We start from the raw sequence: 15,879 nt of genomic DNA on the forward strand, positions 1-15,879 counted from the left end.
AAAGTGACAAAGATAACAACCAAGAAGCTCTCAGCAAAGGCAACCGTAAAGAAGGAGGATACCTCTGCTAAGAAGGCAGCAGAAACTATGGAAGAAGAGAAGGAAGCGCCAAAGAAGGCAACAAAGAAGACTCCCAAGAAAGAATCTGCTGATGCAACAAAAGAAACAAAGAAGAAGGCCGGAAAGAAGGCTGAAGAAGAAAAGGGCGGAAAGTCGGAAGTTCTCGACGATGCTACAAGAGAGCTCTTTACACAGAAGATAAAAGAAATCCTCGCTCTTGCAAAGAAGAAGAAAAATGTTCTTGAGTATAATGAGATCAACGACTTTTTTGCTGAGCTCAGTTTAAATGAGGAACAGATGGACAATGTCCTTGAAGTTCTTGAAAACTCGGGCATAGATGTCCTTAGAGTATCTGAAAGCGACGATGATGATATTCCCGACGATGATGATATGATGCTCTCCGAAGAGGACGAGGTTGATATGGAAAATATCGATCTTTCTGTTCCCGACGGAATCAGTATTGAAGATCCTGTAAGAATGTACCTTAAGGAAATCGGTAAGGTTCCGCTTCTTACGGCAGATCAGGAGATCAATCTTGCAAAAGAGATGGAAGCAGGACTTGAAGCTGAGAAGGAACTTGCAGAGAGCAAGGAGAGCGGAACAAAGCTTTCAAAGGCCAAACTTGATGAGATCGAGATGGCTATCTACAAGGGAAATGAGGCTAAGAAGCGCCTTGCTGAAGCAAACCTTCGTCTTGTTGTAAGTATCGCGAAGAGATATGTCGGAAGAGGAATGCTTTTCCTTGACCTTATTCAGGAGGGTAACCTCGGACTTATCAAAGCGGTAGAGAAGTTTGATTTCCGTAAGGGATTCAAGTTCTCAACATATGCTACATGGTGGATCAGACAGGCTATCACAAGAGCTATCGCCGATCAGGCAAGAACTATCCGTATCCCTGTACACATGGTTGAGACTATCAACAAGCTCATCCGCGTAAGCCGTCAGCTCCTTCAGGAACTCGGACGTGAGCCTATTCCTGAGGAAGTGGCAAAAGAGATGAACATGCCTGTTGAGAGAGTCAGAGAAATCCTTAAGATCTCACAGGAGCCTGTATCACTCGAGACACCTATCGGTGAAGAGGAAGACAGCCATCTTGGTGATTTCATTCAGGACGACAACGTTCCCGTACCTGCGGATGCAGCTGCATTCACACTTTTGAAGGAACAGCTTGTTGAAGTTCTCGGAACTCTTACAGAGCGTGAGCAGAAGGTTCTTAGACTCCGTTTCGGTCTTGATGACGGAAGAGCAAGAACTCTTGAAGAAGTAGGAAAAGAATTTAACGTAACCCGTGAGCGTATCAGACAGATTGAGGCAAAGGCACTCAGAAAGCTTCGCCATCCGAGCCGCAGCCGCAAGCTCAAGGATTACCTTGATTAATGAATATGACTAAAACTATAAATGACACAAATAATGACGTGGCGCTCAAGATGTCTGTCCGCTTGAAGGAGATAGCGGAGCTTCTTCGATGTCCCGAAAAGCTCAAAGTGGCAGATGTCGGATGCGATCACGGATATGTATCTATATACCTTGTTACACATGGCATTGCAAAAGAGTGCATTGCCATGGATGTAAGAAGCGGCCCGCTTTCCGGTGCTAAGGATAATATCGATGAATACGGACTTTCAGACAGCATAAGGACGCGTCTTTCCGACGGGGTAAAAGAACTTAAGCCGGGCGAAGCCGATGCCCTTGTTATTGCCGGAATGGGAGGAAATCTCATGCGCAAGATCCTCGAAGAGGGAAATCCTAAGGAGCTTGGGATAAAGACGGCTGTTTTGCAGCCGCAGTCAGATATAGCAGACTTTAGGCAGTTCCTTAGGGATAGTGGATTTGTTATAACGGATGAGAGAGTTATCGAAGAGGATGGGAAGTTTTATTTTCCTATGAAGGTTTCGCTTGTTATTACAGAAACTTCAGCCTCACACGATAATCCGGGCGGCAGTTTTGAAAGTGCTATCTCGCTTATTAAAAAAGTGGCCGAAAATGCAGATAATGAGCAGCTTCTTAGGATATGCAACAGATACGGAGAGTGCAACATTCTTAACAGGGATAAAACATTGGAGAAATATCTTTTACACGGCAAAAAAGTGTGTGAATCCATATTGAAGAACCTCGATGAGAAGGAGCACTCCGGCAGGATACAGGAGATAACTACCGAACTTTCCGATATAGATACCGTTTTGAAGGTTATGCAGGAGGAACGCGTATGCCTATAATAACTATCAACAATGTTGCTAAAGAGTACAAAAAAGGCACTAAGTTTGAAGATATAGCTAAAGAGTATCAGTCTGAGTGCAAGTACAGGATCGCGGCAGTTCTTTTTAACGGTAAGATAAGAGAACTGATGAAGGAAGTAAAAAAGGACGGAGAGGTTTCTTTCCTTACTTACGGAGATAATATAGGTCACAAGACCATGAGAAGAACCGCAGTTATGATGTTTGTGAAGGCGATAAGGGACGTTGCGGGCAAGGATGAGGCTTCTGCCGCAAAGATTGAATTCCTTATTTCTAACAGCTATTACTGCACACTTCATGGTAAGACCGAAGTTACAGATGAGCTTGTAAAAAAGATATCCGACAGATTTCAGGAGCTCATCGATCAGAAGATTCCGATAACAAAGAGCGTTTATCCGATCGACGATGCCATCGAACTTTTTAAGAAGATGGGCATGGCGGATAAGGTCGCTTTACTTAAATACAGAAGAAGTTCAGAGATCAATATATATAAGCTTGAGGATTTCTATGACTATTTTTATGGTTATATGCTCCCCAACACTTCATATATTGAGAATTATAAGATATCAAGGCGCGATGACGGCATTATGCTGACACTTCCTTCACGGATGTGTCCGGATAAGCTTATCATGTCGGAGCCCAGAGAGAAGCTTTTTAATACCATGAAGCTTGCAAGCGACTGGGGAAGAATGATGGGAATCGACAATGTCGGTGACCTTAATAACCGTGTTTGCGAGGGCAGGATCAACGAGATGATACTTATTCAGGAATCTCTTCAGGAGAGAAGAATAGGTGAGATTGCGCAGCGAATCCAGGAGCGCAAGGATGTAAAGTTTGTTATGATCGCAGGCCCGAGTTCATCCGGAAAGACGAGTTTTGCAAACAGACTCTCAATCCAGCTTAGAACTTACGGACTTAATCCGCATCCCATAAGCCTTGACGATTATTTTGTAAACAGAGAATTTACGCCGCTTAACGAGGACGGAAGCTACAACTTTGAGTGTCTGGGAGCCATGGATATAGAGAAGTTTAATGCGGATATGTCAGCTCTTTTGCGCGGAGAAGAAATAGAACTTCCCGAGTTTAATTTCATTACGGGTAAAAGAGAAATGAATGGCAATTTCCTTAAACTTGGAGAGAACGACATTCTTGTTATCGAGGGTATTCACGGCCTTAACGAGAAGATGTCTTATGCACTTCCCGCAGAGTCCAAGTTTAAGATTTATATCAGTGCGCTCACAACACTCAGCATCGATTCACACAACAGAATTCCCACAACGGACGGAAGGCTGCTCAGACGAATTGTCAGAGATGCAAGGACAAGGGGCGCTTCGGCAAAGAAGACTATCAGCATGTGGGCGTCTGTTCGTGCAGGTGAAGAGGAGAATATTTTCCCGTTCCAGGAGGAAGCGGACGAAATGTTTAACTCGGCGCAGATATATGAACTTGCGGTAATCAAGCCTTACGCAGAGCCGCTTCTTTTCTCCATAGAAAAGGGAGAGCCTGAGTACTATGAGGCAAAGAGACTTCTTAAGTTCCTTGATTACTTTGTAAGTGTAGACAGCTCAATGCTTCCGAGAAACTCAATATGCAGAGAGTTTGTCGGCGGAAGCTGCTTTAAGGTTTGACGATAATGAAATATTGTAAGGAATATTGGGATGATGTGAGGCTTGTAGCCGGCAGCATTCCCGAAATAGACAAACTGTATAACAAGAAAATACTTATCACGGGCGCAACAGGGATGCTCTGTTCACCCGTGGTTGACATTATTTCTCTTTTAAACAGGGAAAAGAACGCAGGCATAGAGCTTACGATTGCAGGAAGAAGTGAGCAAAGATGCAGCGACAGATTTAAAGGCGCGCTTGATGACAGCGATTATAAGTTTGTGAAGTATGATGCAAACAGCGTAGCTAAGCTTGATGTTAAGGCGGACTACATTATTCACGGTGCAAGTAACGCTGACAACAGAAGGTTTTTGAAAGAGCCTGTGGAGACTCTTTTGTCCAATATCATAGGACTTAAGGCACTTCTTGATCTGGCGGCCGATAATAAGGGTAGCAGGCTTTTATTTGTTTCTTCCAGTGAAGTTTACGGAAACAGAGAGCGCTTTTCTTATGCGGTGGATGGCGAGATCGCTGAGGATGAGTACGGATATGTTGATATCTTAAGTTCCAGATCGTGTTATCCATCGGGGAAGAGAGCGGCTGAGAGTCTGTGTGCAAGCTACATAGACGAGTATGATGTCGATGCCGTTATAGTAAGACCCGGGTACATTTACGGGCCTACGATTTCTAAGACCGACAGCAGGGCGTCTGCGGCATTTACGCTTGATGCGGCTTCGGGAAGAAATATTGTTATGAAGAGCAAGGGCGAGCAGCTAAGATCGTACTGCTACATGCTTGACTGTGCCTCGGCTCTTTTAAGTGTCTTGGTAAAAGGAGAATGCGGCGAAGCATACAATATCTCAAACAAAGACTCGATCGTCTCCATAAAAGACGTGGCCGAGTGCCTTGCTGAGAAAAGTGGCGTTAAGGTAGTGTTTGAGATACCTTCGGAAGAGGAGAAAAAGAGCTTTAATCCGATGAAAAATTCGGTTCTTGATGCAACAAAGCTTGAGAGTCTTGGGTGGAAAGCTTATTTCGGACTTGAAGAGGGAATAGAGAGAACACTGAAGTTCTTGTGATGACTATATAAAGAAGCTCCGCGAAGATGCGGAGCTTTAATTTTATGGAATATCAATATCGCTGACAGGAAGGCATATGCACGAACCGTCGGATTTCTGTAGGAGAATTCCGTGGTAGTGTCCGGTGGCGTCGAATAATCCGCTTCCGGACATTCCTTCCTCAACTTCGCACATGCAGTAGATGACATCGTGACCGATCAACGGATTAAATACCGAGGGAGTGTCGACGATTCCCTGTGATGCCGAATTTGTAAGCGTATCTATTATGAATATTTTTTCTTCACAATCGGGAAGATTCTTGGAAGGACGCACGCTTTGATAAGAAGGTGAGTCTTTTTTCTTTGCGTTTTTTACTAGTGAGTTATCAACTTCGATGAGAGCGATGTCTTTTACATCATCTCTGAAAGTTACCGTGCCTTCGCATGTTACGCCGTCGAAGAAAGTGAGGTTGCAGTTTTCTATGTCGGCAACGTGTGATGCGGTCAGTATCTTTATCTTTTTACCCGTGATCTCCCAGATGTTACCGCTTCCCATGTAGTCGCCCGATTCAATGCGGACCGACGAGGGGAGAACAGTGTCGTATGCGGCATTTATGTCTGCGTTTTTTACCGGGATCTCTTTTGTCATATAACGCTTTATCGGCTTGTTATCATCGTGAAAAATCCGGATGAGAAGCGGGATTGCAACGATAATTACAAGAACCGCGATCGGTATAAAAAAAATTTTTTTATTTTTTAATTTTTCTTGCAACATTTTCCGTTCCTTCGTTGTGTATAAAGTAAAGCAGCCAAATTATTATAACAAAAAAGCTGCACGGAGGGAAAATTATGAAAAAGACATTTAAAAGAGGTATTAATGGAATTGTGAGCATGGCGCTTGCAACAAGCTTACTTGTAGGATGCGGCGGAGCAAACAGTGCACCTGCGGCAGATGCGGAGAACCCGTCGTATTCCGATAAGTCAAGCGGATACGATCTTAATTCGGCGGAGCCCGTCGAGGGAATGTGCGAAACTTGTGATGACACGGGATTTGTGGAGTATCCGATCGAGAATAATGAGACATACGAAAAGCCCGATGAGAACGGCGCAACGCTGGTTAGTACCAATCCGCTCTCGACATTTGCGATGGACGTTGACACGGCATCTTATGCAAATGTAAGAAGAATGATCGAAGACGGATACGGAAAAGGCAACATTCCTGCGGATGCGGTAAGACCCGAGGAGTTTTTGAATTATTTTTCATATGACCTTAATGCACCGAAGAACGGCGATGCATTCGGCATAACAACAGAGATCTCGGATTGCCCTTGGAACAAAGACCACAAGATGATGTTCGTGGGGTTAAAAACGGGAGATATAAATACAGAAAAGCTTCCCAAGAGTAATCTTGTTTTCCTGATCGATGTATCGGGTTCCATGCGCTCTGATGACAAGCTTCCGCTTCTTAAAAAGAGCATGAATGAGTTTGTCGACAATTACACGGGCGAGGGCACGGTATCTGTCGTTACATATTCGGGCGAAGAAAAAGTAGTCCTTGAGGGTGAGGAGCTTAAGAACAAGGATAAGATAAAGAGAGCCATTAACAGTCTCAGCGCAAACGGATGCACCAACGGACAGAGCGGAATGGAGAGAGCTTACCGGATTGCGGCCGATAACTTTGTTGAAGGCGGCGTAAACAGAGTTATTATGGCAACTGACGGTGATCTCAACGTTGGAATATCGGATCCTGATGAACTTGAGAATTTTATAAAAGAGAAAAAAGATACAGGTGTATTTTTGTCGGTACTTGGCTTTGGTACAGGCAACTTTAAGGATGCGAGTATGCAGAGACTAGCTGATTGCGGAAACGGAAACTATTCATATATCGATTCAATGATGGAAGCAAAGAAGGTTCTTGTTGAAGAGATGAGCTCAACTATGGTTACCGTTGCAAAAGATGCAAAGATTCAGGTTGAGTTTAACCCCGCAAAGGTAAACAGCTACAGGCTTATCGGATATGAAAACAGACAGCTTGACGCCGCAGATTTTAACGATGATAAGAAGGACGGCGGAGAGGTAGGCGCAGGTCACAGCGTTATCGCACTATATGAGATCACTACCGCGGACAGTGCGAAAGCGATTGACTTAAAGTATCAGGAAGGCGATAAAAAGGACTATGGCAATGAGTATGCTACCGTAAACGTAAGATACAAGGAACCCGAAGGCTCTGAGTCAAAGCTTTCAAGCTACGCCGTATCAGATGCGGATGTTAAGGCTGCAACCGATAACATGAAGTTTGCGCAGATCGTTGCGGAGTTTTCACTTATTCTTTCTGACAGCGATTATAAGGGCGATGCAAGCTATGATCACGTTATCGATACTTATGCAGAGATAAATAACAAAGACGAGTACAAGGATGAGTTCATTCAGCTTGTAAGGATGGTGGCTAAGAGAGCGCTGTAAATGATATAATTATCATGTTACCGCTAATTCTTTTACTTGGTTTCGATATCGGGTGATAGCATGGGAAAAAGCAGGGATAGGGCGGCAACTCTTTTGGAAAAATACGGTAATGCCATACTTAGGACGGCGTATTCATACCTTCACAATATGGAGGATGCGGAAGATATTTTGCAGGATACGCTTATACAGTATCTTAAATCCGACTCTGAGTACAATGACGAGGAGCATGAGAAGGCATGGCTGCTGCGGGTTGCCATAAATCTTAGCAAGAACAAAGTAAAATACAATAAAGTCCGGGAGACCGATGAGCTGATGGAAGAGCTGGTTTCCGAGGAAAAAGAGGAATTGTCTTTTGTCTGGGAAGCTGTAAAAACCCTTCCTGAGAAGTACGCTGAAGTTATTCATCTGTACTATCAGGAGGGGTATCAAACCGCTGATATTGCGGGAATATTGAATAAAAAAGAATCTACCGTCAGGTCGGACCTGAAGCGGGCGCGAGAGAAGTTAAAAGAAATTTTGAAGGAGGGATATGACTTTGAGTAAATACAATGAGTTAATGCAGAATATAGTCGTTACTGAAGATATGAAAAGCCGAATCCTTCGAAATATCGAGCTCGAGCTTGACGGAACGGATGTATTTGGCGGAGAAAAAAGAGACCGCAGTAGCGAAAACGGAATTGGAAGTAACGGCGGCGGTAGCAACGATATCGAAAAGGTAATTTCCATAGATGAGGCAGATAACGAGAAGAAAATCCGTAACTTTGGAGATTCACTGCGCGGAAGATGGGCGACTTATGTGGCCGCTGCGCTTGTTTTTATCCTAAGTGGAATTGTTGTAAAAAGCATTATCGGCGATCCCAGCCACAGCAGCAGTACCGCCGTAATGAGTGAAGACAGCTATAAACCTAAGCCCGCACCCACGGTAACGGAAGAAGCAGCTGCAAGCGAGGAGCCTGTGGATGCGGCAGAAGCGATTGAGGGTGATGCAAGTGCTGACAGTGCTGTTAAGGCAGCAGGAGAAGCGGAAGTCAAAGATGATGCTGCTATTCAGAGTGGTGCGAGATTTGAGTACGAGGAGAAAGTGACTCTTGTTAAAGAATATTCGGCTGATAAAAAGCTTTCTGTGTTCCATATTGCGCAGGTAAAGAATGCATCGGAAAAAGATGCCGAACTGTCATGTTATACCGAGTGCTATCAGGGAAATGAGAAGTTGCAACAGATTTATTCCGGCGAGAATATGACGGGAAAAACAATGGGAATAAATGAGACTTATGGCATAATCATTGGATATTCTTTGAAAAATGATACGGATGATGTAAGTTTTGTTGTGATTGATAGGAACAGTCCCGATAAGAAAGTGCTTTTTGAAAAGACATATACAATGGATGAACTTAAGGGGAATTCCTCGGTTCTGCCTTCGGATTACATCGAGGAAGAGCAGCTTGGTGGGTTGTTTGATGAAGGTGTGAAAACCAAATAGTTTTAAATAAAAATAGCAATCTTCCAAGAAGATTGCTATTTCTTTTCTCTTTAAGAGTAGGACTGTAAGCCGGGTTATGTCGTGGATGATCATCTATCTAGGACTGTCGTCGCCGACAGCCTCAAGCGACCCACCTGAAAGCGAACCGGGCCGGCTCATGGCTTTCTTTTCGGTCTTGCTTCGGATGAGGTTTACATGGCTACCGGTGTTACCACCGGCACGGTAGTCTCTTACACTGCCTTTCCACCCTTACCAAGCAGAGCTTGGCGGTTTCTTTCTGTTGCACTGTCTCGGGAGTTGCCTCCGCCAGACGTTATCTGGCATCCTGCCCTGTGAAGCCCGGACTTTCCTCTCCCATGCCCTTTCGTTTGCATGGCAGCGATCATCTATCCTACTCAGTCCTATATAATACCATAAAATCAATTTTTTACAACAACTTTTGCAATACCAAACTTAAAGCCATATGATAAAATTAGTTAAGCATGAAAGTGCTTACATCAGGTCAAGATTTGCAAGTTTTTTATATAAAAACGAGCAGACACGGAAAATATTTTCAAGTATCATAGCTATAACCAGAAAATTATTTTGATACTGCAATCGGCAGTGGAATGGAGATGCTATGGAACTTAGAACTGCATGTTCTCCCAGAGATGAGAAGAACTACGATACTTCAAGGCTTAGGGAAGAATTCCTTATTGATGACCTTTTTAAGCCGGATGAGATCAAACTTGTATATAGTCAGATTGATAGGATTATTACCGGATCGGCTGTTCCTGTTAAGGAGGAATTACATCTTACGGCAGGAGATGAGCTGAGAGCTGAATATTTTTTGCAGCGAAGGGAAATGGGCGTTATCAATATTGGCGGAGCCGGTATGATCGTCATTGACGGCAAGAAGTATGATGTTGATTACAAACAGGGCATGTATATCGGAATGGGAGCAAGAGATATATCTTTTGCAAGTAAAGAGGCTTCCAAGCCTGCCAAATTCTATATCAACAGCGCGCCTGCACATAAGACTTATCCCACAGTCCTCATTAAGAGAGAGGGAACACCTTCGGATGATGTTGTCATTATTAAAGATGAGAACAAGAAGGAACTGGGAAGCCTTGAACAGTCTAATCACAGAGTTATCAACAAATACATTCTCCCCGGTCAGGTTGAGTCATGTCAGCTTGAGATGGGTATGACGGAGCTCAAGCCCGGCAGTGTTTGGAACACGATGCCGTGCCACACTCACGATAGGAGAATGGAAGTTTATCTTTACTTTGACATCCCCGAGGATGCGCTCATTATGCACTTTATGGGAGAGCCTAGGGAGACGAGGCACATTGTAATGAGAAACGAGCAGGCAGTAATAAGTCCCAGTTGGTCTATTCATTCGGGATGCGGAACACAGGCGTACACATTCATTTGGGGTATGGTCGGAGAAAATCAGGATTTCGACGATATGGATGATTGTGATATGGCAGAGCTTAGATAATTGGAGGTATAGATATGCAGGAATTTTTGAAGAATTTTTCACTTGAAGGCAAGGTGGCATGGGTCACAGGCGCTTCATACGGACTTGGCCTTGCTTATGCCGTAGCTTTTGCACAGAGCGGAGCTAAGGTGGTATTTAATGATATAAACCGTGAACTTGTTGACAAGGGATTGGAAGAATATAGAAAATTCGGCATCGATGCATTCGGTGCGGTTTGTGATGTTACGAAGGAAGATCAGGTAAAGGATTTCGTTGCACAGGTTGAAAAAAATGTCGGAACAATCGACATTCTTGTAAATAACGCCGGCATCATCAAGAGAATCCCCATGATCGATATGACCGTTGAACAGTGGAATCAGGTTATAGATGTTGACCTTACAGGTCCTTTTATCTGTTCCAAGGCAGTGCTTCCTGCTATGATTAAAAAGGGAAGCGGAAAGATTATAAATGCCTGTTCAATGATGTCTGAATTCGGACGTGAGACAGTATCTGCTTATGCAGCAGCAAAGGGCGGACTTAAGATGCTCACCAGAAATATCTGTTCCGAATACGGCCAGTACAATATCCAGTGTAATGCCATAGGCCCCGGATATATTGCAACTCCTCAGACAGCTCCGCTCAGAGAGAAACAGCCTGACGGATCGATGCATCCTTTTGACAGATTCATTCGTTCCAAGACACCGGCTCAGAGATGGGGCAAGACAGAAGATCTTATGGGACTTGCAGTGTTCCTCGCTTCGCCTGCATCTGATTTCATTAATGGCCAGGTAATCTATATCGACGGAGGAATTACGGCTTATATCGGACAGGATCCCGGCAATCTGGATCCGAGTAAGATGCAAGATGTGGATTGATAACATCTTTTGTTTAGATCCATTAGTTTATAAAGAGAAAGGCGAAAGAAATGGATAAGATTTGTGAAGAACTTTACAAAATTGGTATTGTGCCAGTAATTGCGATCGATGACGCAAAAGACGCGGCTCCTCTTGCGGAGGCACTTATAAAAGGTGGACTTCCCGCAGCAGAAGTTACATTCCGTACAGCTGCAGCTGAGGATGCGATCAAGATTATTTCTGAAAAATACCCTGAGATGATCGTTGGTGCAGGAACTGTTCTCAATGCAGAGCAGGCTGACCGCGCAAAAGCAGCAGGAGCTAAGTTTATCGTAAGCCCCGGATTTAACAGATCAAATGTTGAGTATATTCAGAGCATCGGTGTACCGGTAGTTCCCGGAACAGCAACACCCGGTGAGGTAGAGCAGGCTATAGAGCTTGGTCTTGATTGCGTAAAATTCTTCCCTGCCGAGCAGAATGGCGGTATAGCCAAGATTAAGGCTATGGCAGCTCCTTATACAAAGATGCACTTCATGCCCACAGGTGGTGTAAACAAGAACAACCTCAATGATTACCTTGGATTCAATAAGGTATTCTGCTGTGGCGGAAGCTGGATGGTTAAGAAGGATCTTATCTCAGCAGGTAAGTTCGATGAGATAGAAGCTATGACAAGAGATGCTGTTAATGCAATGCTCGGATTCACTATGAAGCATATCGGAATCAATGAGTCAGATGCAGCTGCAGCTGAGTCAGTAGCAGATAAGTTTGATTCACTCTTTGGATTCACTAAGAAGGTTGGCAATTCTTCAGTATTTGCCGGTAGCGTGATTGAGGTTATGAAGGCTAAGGGACGCGGAGCAAACGGACACATTGCGATTGGAACAAACAATGTGGACAGAGCTGTTTATCATCTTGGCAAGCAGGGCGTTAAGTTCGATGAGTCATCATTTAGCTATGATGCTGACAACCATCTTAAGGTTGCATATCTTGCTGATGAGTTTGGAGGATTCGCTGTACATCTTGTAAAAAACTGATCACTTAACGAGGTTTTTTCGAGTTTAGTGCGAAGTTTTGTTCCGGCGAGGCATTTATTGCCGAGAGCGGAACTTCTTGATGAAAATAAATAATTTTAGTTAGATAGAGAGAGGATAATACTATGTCAAAGAAAGTTGTTACATTTGGTGAGATTATGCTGCGTCTGCAGCCCGATAATTATTTAAGATTTGTTCAGGTTGATCACCTTGAAGCTACATTTGGTGGCGGAGAAGCTAACGTATCTGTTTCTCTTGCAAACTACGGACTTGATTCTGTATATGTTACAAAGCTTCCTAAGCACGAGATCGGTCAGGCTGCCGTTAATTCACTCAGAAAGTACGGTGTTGACACAACAAAGATCGCTAGAGGCGGCGACAGAGTAGGTATCTACTACAACGAGAAGGGTGCTTCACAGAGAGGTTCAAAGTGCATTTATGACCGTGCACATTCTGCAATCGCTGAGGCAGTTCCCGCTGACTTCAACTGGGATGAGATCTTCGAGGGTGCTGAGTGGTTCCACTTCACAGGAATTACTCCCGCTGTAAGTGATTCTCTTGCAGAGATCACACTTGAGGCTGCTAAGAAGGCTAAGGAGCATGGACTTACAGTTTCTTGCGACCTTAACTACAGAGGAAAGCTCTGGAGCAAGGAAAAGGCAGGCAAGGTTATGGCTGAGCTTTGCCAGTATGTTGATGTATGTATCGCTAACGAAGAAGATGCCGATGATGTATTCGGAATCAAGGCTTCTTCAACAGACGTTACTACAGGTAAGCTTAACAGAGAGGGCTACATCGAGGTTGCTCAGAAGCTTACAGAGAGATTTGGATTTAAGAAAGTTGCCATCACACTTCGTGAGTCAATTTCTGCAAATGATAACAACTGGAGCGCAATGCTTTACACAGACGGTCAGGCTTACTTCTCAAAGAAGTATGCACTTCGTATCGTTGATCGTGTAGGTGGCGGAGATTCATTCGGCGGCGGACTTATTTACAGCTGCGTAAACGGATTCGATCCTCAGGCTACAATCGAGTTCGCAGTTGCTGCATCTGCTCTTAAGCACTCAATCGAAGGCGACTTCAACCTTGTTACAGTTGATGAAGTTAACAAGCTTGCAGGCGGAGATGGATCGGGACGTATCCAGAGATAATTTATTTTTTATAAAATTTTTTTAATAACATTAGCACCGTGCATTGTTAAATGTACGGTGTTTTTTGTATAATATATTTGCGAAAGTTTGAAACAAAGTAGATGTGAGGAATCAAATAATGAAATTTGATAAGACGGTCAATACATTCTTGACTCTATTATCAGTATTAATGATATTGATAACAGCTTTTTATGTAGAAAGACTTATTACACATAATAACGTTTCATCTGTGTATACGAGTAAACTTAGTCTTACCGGTGCAAAGCTTTCTGATGATCTTTATGCCAAGGTTTCCAAGACATTGGTTCAGAAAACTGAAAACGGTTCATTAACCCAATATGAGATTGAGATTGTTAATTCCGGAGATACTGATATAACAAACTGGAATCTCAAGATGGCATATTTTCCGACTGTAAAAGTTATAGATGTACATAATGTTGAAGGTGCACCTGAGGGCGATAGCTATATTTTTTCACCTCTTTATAACAATATGACTATTAAAGCAGGTGAGAGCTGTGAGTTTGGAATGTCTATAGATGCGTCTGTGGATTATGCACCTACAAGTATGGTTATCACAGGATTTAAACTTGATCCTACAGGAAGTACATTAGGTAATAAGCTCATTTCCGCACTATTTGTTTTGTGGATAGTTTTCTGCGCAAGTTACATGGTTGTAAAGTACAATTCAATCAGCTTCTTGAAGAAACAGAAGAATGATATCAGGATTATTCTTCAGTCTATGAATACATTCATTAGCTTTATCGATGCCAAGGATCCGTATACAAGAGGCCATTCCAGAAGAGTGGCGATGTACGCTGCCGAGATTTCAAAGAGAATGCACCTTACGGAATCTGAGATACAGAATGTCTATTATGCAGGTCTTTTGCACGACGCAGGTAAGATAAGCGTTCCGGATGCAATTCTCAACAAGCCCGGTAAACTTACAAATGAGGAAAGACAGCTTGTCCAGAATCATACGGTTGCCGGCGGTAACATGCTTAAGCAGCTTTCGTCACTTAAGGGTGTCAGAGAGACAGCTCTTTATCACCATGAGAGATTTGACGGAAAGGGATATCCTGAGGGGCTTAAGGGAAGTGAGATTCCTCTTTATGCCAGAATAGTAGGAGTTGCGGATTCTTACGATGCCATGTCAAGTAACCGTGTGTACAGAAGACATCTTAGTAAGGATGAAATCATAGAAGAGATGCAGAAGGGATCCGGAAGTCAGTTCGATCCCGAGATCGTTCCGTACATGGTTGATATGATCAACGACGGCTATGTTAACGTTGTTAAGATGGAGACTGCCGAGGACGAAGGCGGCGACGACAAACTCCATATCAGTGAAGAGGATATTCCCGGACTTTACATGGGATTATAATATGAAAATCGAAGGGGGAACTGTGCTTGCTTCATAAGGAGAAGGCATTGGGGAGCGGCAGATTCGCACATCTGGATCTGCTTAGACTGATTGCATGTTTTTTGGTTGTTTTTAATCACACGCAAGGGTGTATAAAGTTATATGAATATGATACGGGTGCATTGACGGTTCTTTTGTTTGTGCGCCTGTTTATTGCGATGACGGTAAAGATAAATGTTCCTGTCTTTTACATGATAACGGGAAGCCTGCTTCTTAGCAGAGACAGGGATTACAAAGATATATTTGGCAGGATTTTTAAGATGTTTGCGATACTGTTGGGATTTAGTATCGTTTCGCATTTTTGTTATAAAGGAGAATTCTACATTCCCGGATTTATCAGGAATTTTGCGTCGGCGACGGTTGACGGTGCAGGGCCTTATTGGTATCTGTACGCATATCTGGGGATTCTTTTGATTCTTCCCTTTCTTAGATCCATAGCAGTAAGAATGAACACGAGAGATGTTTTTTATCTGATAGGCGTCAGATTTATTATCGGCGCTGTTATTCCTATGCTGTTTTTGATCGCGAACAGTATAACGGGCAGTAATATGCATATTGCACATGAATTTCAGCCTGCGATTATCATAGTGGATTGCGTTTTTTATCCGCTTATTGGTTATGGACTCGACAGATGTTTTGATGAAAAAGAAACATTTTATTCCAACAGGATACTTCTTACAGCTTTGTTTGTGGCAGCGGGTATTCTCGGGGCCGTTGCGTTTCTTATATCAGGGGGAGGAGAGTCGTTTGACGGATTTGTTTTCATCATGGTAATATCGGTGTTTGTGTTTGTAAAAAAATCGGTTTTAAAAAGCGGGCACCGTGCAGATGGTGTTATTTCAGCGCTTGGTGCTCTGACGTTTGGAATATATCTTTTGGATCCGGTTATCGGTCCGTTTTTTAAGAAGTTTTTTGATTTTAAAGGTGATTACAAGATGTTCTGGTCTTCGATTGTTTATTGCTTTTTTTCAATGACTCTTGGAGGGCTCTTGACGTTTCTTTTTAAAGCTTTTAAGAAAAAAATCTTTCATAAATAAATACTAAGATAAAAAAACGGACAGAGTGG

Annotated in this window: 14 protein-coding genes and 1 other RNA gene; 13 read left to right on the forward strand and 2 right to left on the reverse strand. The window is 43.3% G+C overall.

The window, feature by feature from the left end:
- Window positions 1–87: 87 nt before the first annotated feature.
- The 4 genes from rpoD to G628_RS0100260 are packed head-to-tail and all read left to right on the forward strand — an operon-like array spanning window position 88 to window position 4,977.
- Window positions 88–1,437 carry an RNA polymerase sigma factor RpoD gene (gene rpoD / locus G628_RS0100245; RefSeq protein WP_081670527.1) on the forward strand — a complete coding sequence of 450 codons (1,350 nt, stop codon included), beginning with the start codon at window positions 88–90 and terminating at the stop codon, window positions 1,435–1,437.
- Complete coding sequence (locus G628_RS17790; RefSeq protein ID WP_051198917.1) at window positions 1,437–2,276, forward strand: class I SAM-dependent methyltransferase; 840 nt, start codon at window positions 1,437–1,439, stop codon at window positions 2,274–2,276. Before rpoD ends, G628_RS17790 begins: the two co-directional genes overlap by 1 nt.
- Window positions 2,267–3,922, forward strand: a complete 1,656-nt coding sequence (locus G628_RS0100255) for a nucleoside kinase (RefSeq protein WP_026655316.1) — start codon at window positions 2,267–2,269, stop codon at window positions 3,920–3,922. The genes G628_RS17790 and G628_RS0100255 overlap by 10 nt, the downstream gene beginning before the upstream one ends.
- Window positions 3,923–3,927: 5 nt before the next feature.
- Window positions 3,928–4,977 (forward strand): NAD-dependent epimerase/dehydratase family protein, encoded by a 1,050-nt coding sequence (locus tag G628_RS0100260; protein ID WP_034500474.1) that lies wholly within the window; start codon window positions 3,928–3,930, stop codon window positions 4,975–4,977.
- Between the two features lie 42 nt (window positions 4,978–5,019).
- On the opposite strand, the gene G628_RS0100265 is transcribed toward G628_RS0100260, so the two are convergent.
- A complete protein-coding gene (locus tag G628_RS0100265; RefSeq protein ID WP_207637980.1) occupies window positions 5,020–5,604 on the reverse strand; it encodes a S1 family peptidase in 585 nt (194 codons plus the stop codon).
- 200 nt (window positions 5,605–5,804) lie between these two features.
- On the opposite strand from G628_RS0100265, the gene G628_RS0100270 reads away from it, so the two are divergent.
- From G628_RS0100270 to G628_RS0100280, 3 genes are read left to right on the forward strand one after another with little or no spacing between them, the layout of a single operon-like run.
- Entirely contained in the window at window positions 5,805–7,418 is a 1,614-nt protein-coding gene (locus G628_RS0100270) for a vWA domain-containing protein (protein WP_027208178.1), read from the forward strand.
- A gap of 60 nt (window positions 7,419–7,478) precedes the next feature.
- Complete coding sequence (locus tag G628_RS0100275; protein ID WP_027208179.1) at window positions 7,479–7,961, forward strand: RNA polymerase sigma factor; 483 nt, start codon at window positions 7,479–7,481, stop codon at window positions 7,959–7,961.
- Entirely contained in the window at window positions 7,954–8,898 is a 945-nt protein-coding gene (locus tag G628_RS0100280; RefSeq protein WP_155833739.1) for a hypothetical protein, read from the forward strand. Before G628_RS0100275 ends, G628_RS0100280 begins: the two co-directional genes overlap by 8 nt.
- Window positions 8,899–8,947: 49 nt before the next feature.
- Here the strand turns inward: G628_RS0100280 and rnpB are convergent.
- Window positions 8,948–9,296: RNase P RNA component class A (gene rnpB, locus G628_RS17910), an RNA gene on the reverse strand.
- A 221-nt stretch (window positions 9,297–9,517) separates the two neighbouring features.
- On the opposite strand from rnpB, the gene kduI reads away from it, so the two are divergent.
- The 6 genes from kduI (at window position 9,518) to G628_RS0100315 (ending at window position 15,850) form a co-directional block, all read left to right on the forward strand.
- Window positions 9,518–10,381 carry a 5-dehydro-4-deoxy-D-glucuronate isomerase gene (kduI, locus tag G628_RS0100290; RefSeq protein ID WP_027208181.1) on the forward strand — a complete coding sequence of 288 codons (864 nt, stop codon included), beginning with the start codon at window positions 9,518–9,520 and terminating at the stop codon, window positions 10,379–10,381.
- Between the two features lie 14 nt (window positions 10,382–10,395).
- Entirely contained in the window at window positions 10,396–11,235 is an 840-nt protein-coding gene (locus G628_RS15955; RefSeq protein ID WP_196803680.1) for a gluconate 5-dehydrogenase, read from the forward strand.
- Window positions 11,236–11,285: 50 nt separating this feature from the next.
- Window positions 11,286–12,248 carry a bifunctional 4-hydroxy-2-oxoglutarate aldolase/2-dehydro-3-deoxy-phosphogluconate aldolase gene (locus G628_RS0100300; protein WP_026655308.1) on the forward strand — a complete coding sequence of 321 codons (963 nt, stop codon included), beginning with the start codon at window positions 11,286–11,288 and terminating at the stop codon, window positions 12,246–12,248.
- A 122-nt stretch (window positions 12,249–12,370) separates the two neighbouring features.
- Window positions 12,371–13,396: a sugar kinase gene (locus G628_RS0100305; protein WP_026655307.1), complete on the forward strand. Its 1,026-nt coding sequence runs from the start codon at window positions 12,371–12,373 to the stop codon at window positions 13,394–13,396.
- A 118-nt stretch (window positions 13,397–13,514) separates the two neighbouring features.
- Window positions 13,515–14,774 carry an HD domain-containing phosphohydrolase gene (locus G628_RS17800; RefSeq protein WP_051198918.1) on the forward strand — a complete coding sequence of 420 codons (1,260 nt, stop codon included), beginning with the start codon at window positions 13,515–13,517 and terminating at the stop codon, window positions 14,772–14,774.
- A gap of 26 nt (window positions 14,775–14,800) precedes the next feature.
- Window positions 14,801–15,850 (forward strand): acyltransferase, encoded by a 1,050-nt coding sequence (locus G628_RS0100315; RefSeq protein WP_027208182.1) that lies wholly within the window; start codon window positions 14,801–14,803, stop codon window positions 15,848–15,850.
- Window positions 15,851–15,879 lie beyond the last annotated feature (29 nt).

The sequence above is a fragment of the Butyrivibrio hungatei NK4A153 genome, assembly GCF_000424465.1.
Taxonomy (GTDB): Bacteria; Bacillota; Clostridia; order Lachnospirales; family Lachnospiraceae; genus Butyrivibrio; species Butyrivibrio hungatei_A.

What these genes read in the sequence shown, in the direction of transcription:
- G628_RS15955 (WP_196803680.1), top strand. Translation starts at nt 10,396, where the DNA reads ATGCAGGAATTTTTGAAGAATTTTTCACTTGAAGGCAAGGTGGCATGG.
- G628_RS0100305 (WP_026655307.1), top strand. Translation starts at nt 12,371, where the DNA reads ATGTCAAAGAAAGTTGTTACATTTGGTGAGATTATGCTGCGTCTGCAG.
- G628_RS0100275 (WP_027208179.1), top strand. Translation starts at nt 7,479, where the DNA reads ATGGGAAAAAGCAGGGATAGGGCGGCAACTCTTTTGGAAAAATACGGT.
- G628_RS17790 (WP_051198917.1), top strand. Translation starts at nt 1,437, where the DNA reads ATGAATATGACTAAAACTATAAATGACACAAATAATGACGTGGCGCTC.
- G628_RS0100300 (WP_026655308.1), top strand. Translation starts at nt 11,286, where the DNA reads ATGGATAAGATTTGTGAAGAACTTTACAAAATTGGTATTGTGCCAGTA.
- rpoD (WP_081670527.1), top strand. Translation starts at nt 88, where the DNA reads ATGGAAGAAGAGAAGGAAGCGCCAAAGAAGGCAACAAAGAAGACTCCC.
- kduI (WP_027208181.1), top strand. Translation starts at nt 9,518, where the DNA reads ATGGAACTTAGAACTGCATGTTCTCCCAGAGATGAGAAGAACTACGAT.
- G628_RS17800 (WP_051198918.1), top strand. Translation starts at nt 13,515, where the DNA reads ATGAAATTTGATAAGACGGTCAATACATTCTTGACTCTATTATCAGTA.
- G628_RS0100255 (WP_026655316.1), top strand. Translation starts at nt 2,267, where the DNA reads ATGCCTATAATAACTATCAACAATGTTGCTAAAGAGTACAAAAAAGGC.
- G628_RS0100270 (WP_027208178.1), top strand. Translation starts at nt 5,805, where the DNA reads ATGAAAAAGACATTTAAAAGAGGTATTAATGGAATTGTGAGCATGGCG.
- G628_RS0100265 (WP_207637980.1), bottom strand. Translation starts at nt 5,604, where the DNA reads ATGACAAAAGAGATCCCGGTAAAAAACGCAGACATAAATGCCGCATAC.
- G628_RS0100260 (WP_034500474.1), top strand. Translation starts at nt 3,928, where the DNA reads ATGAAATATTGTAAGGAATATTGGGATGATGTGAGGCTTGTAGCCGGC.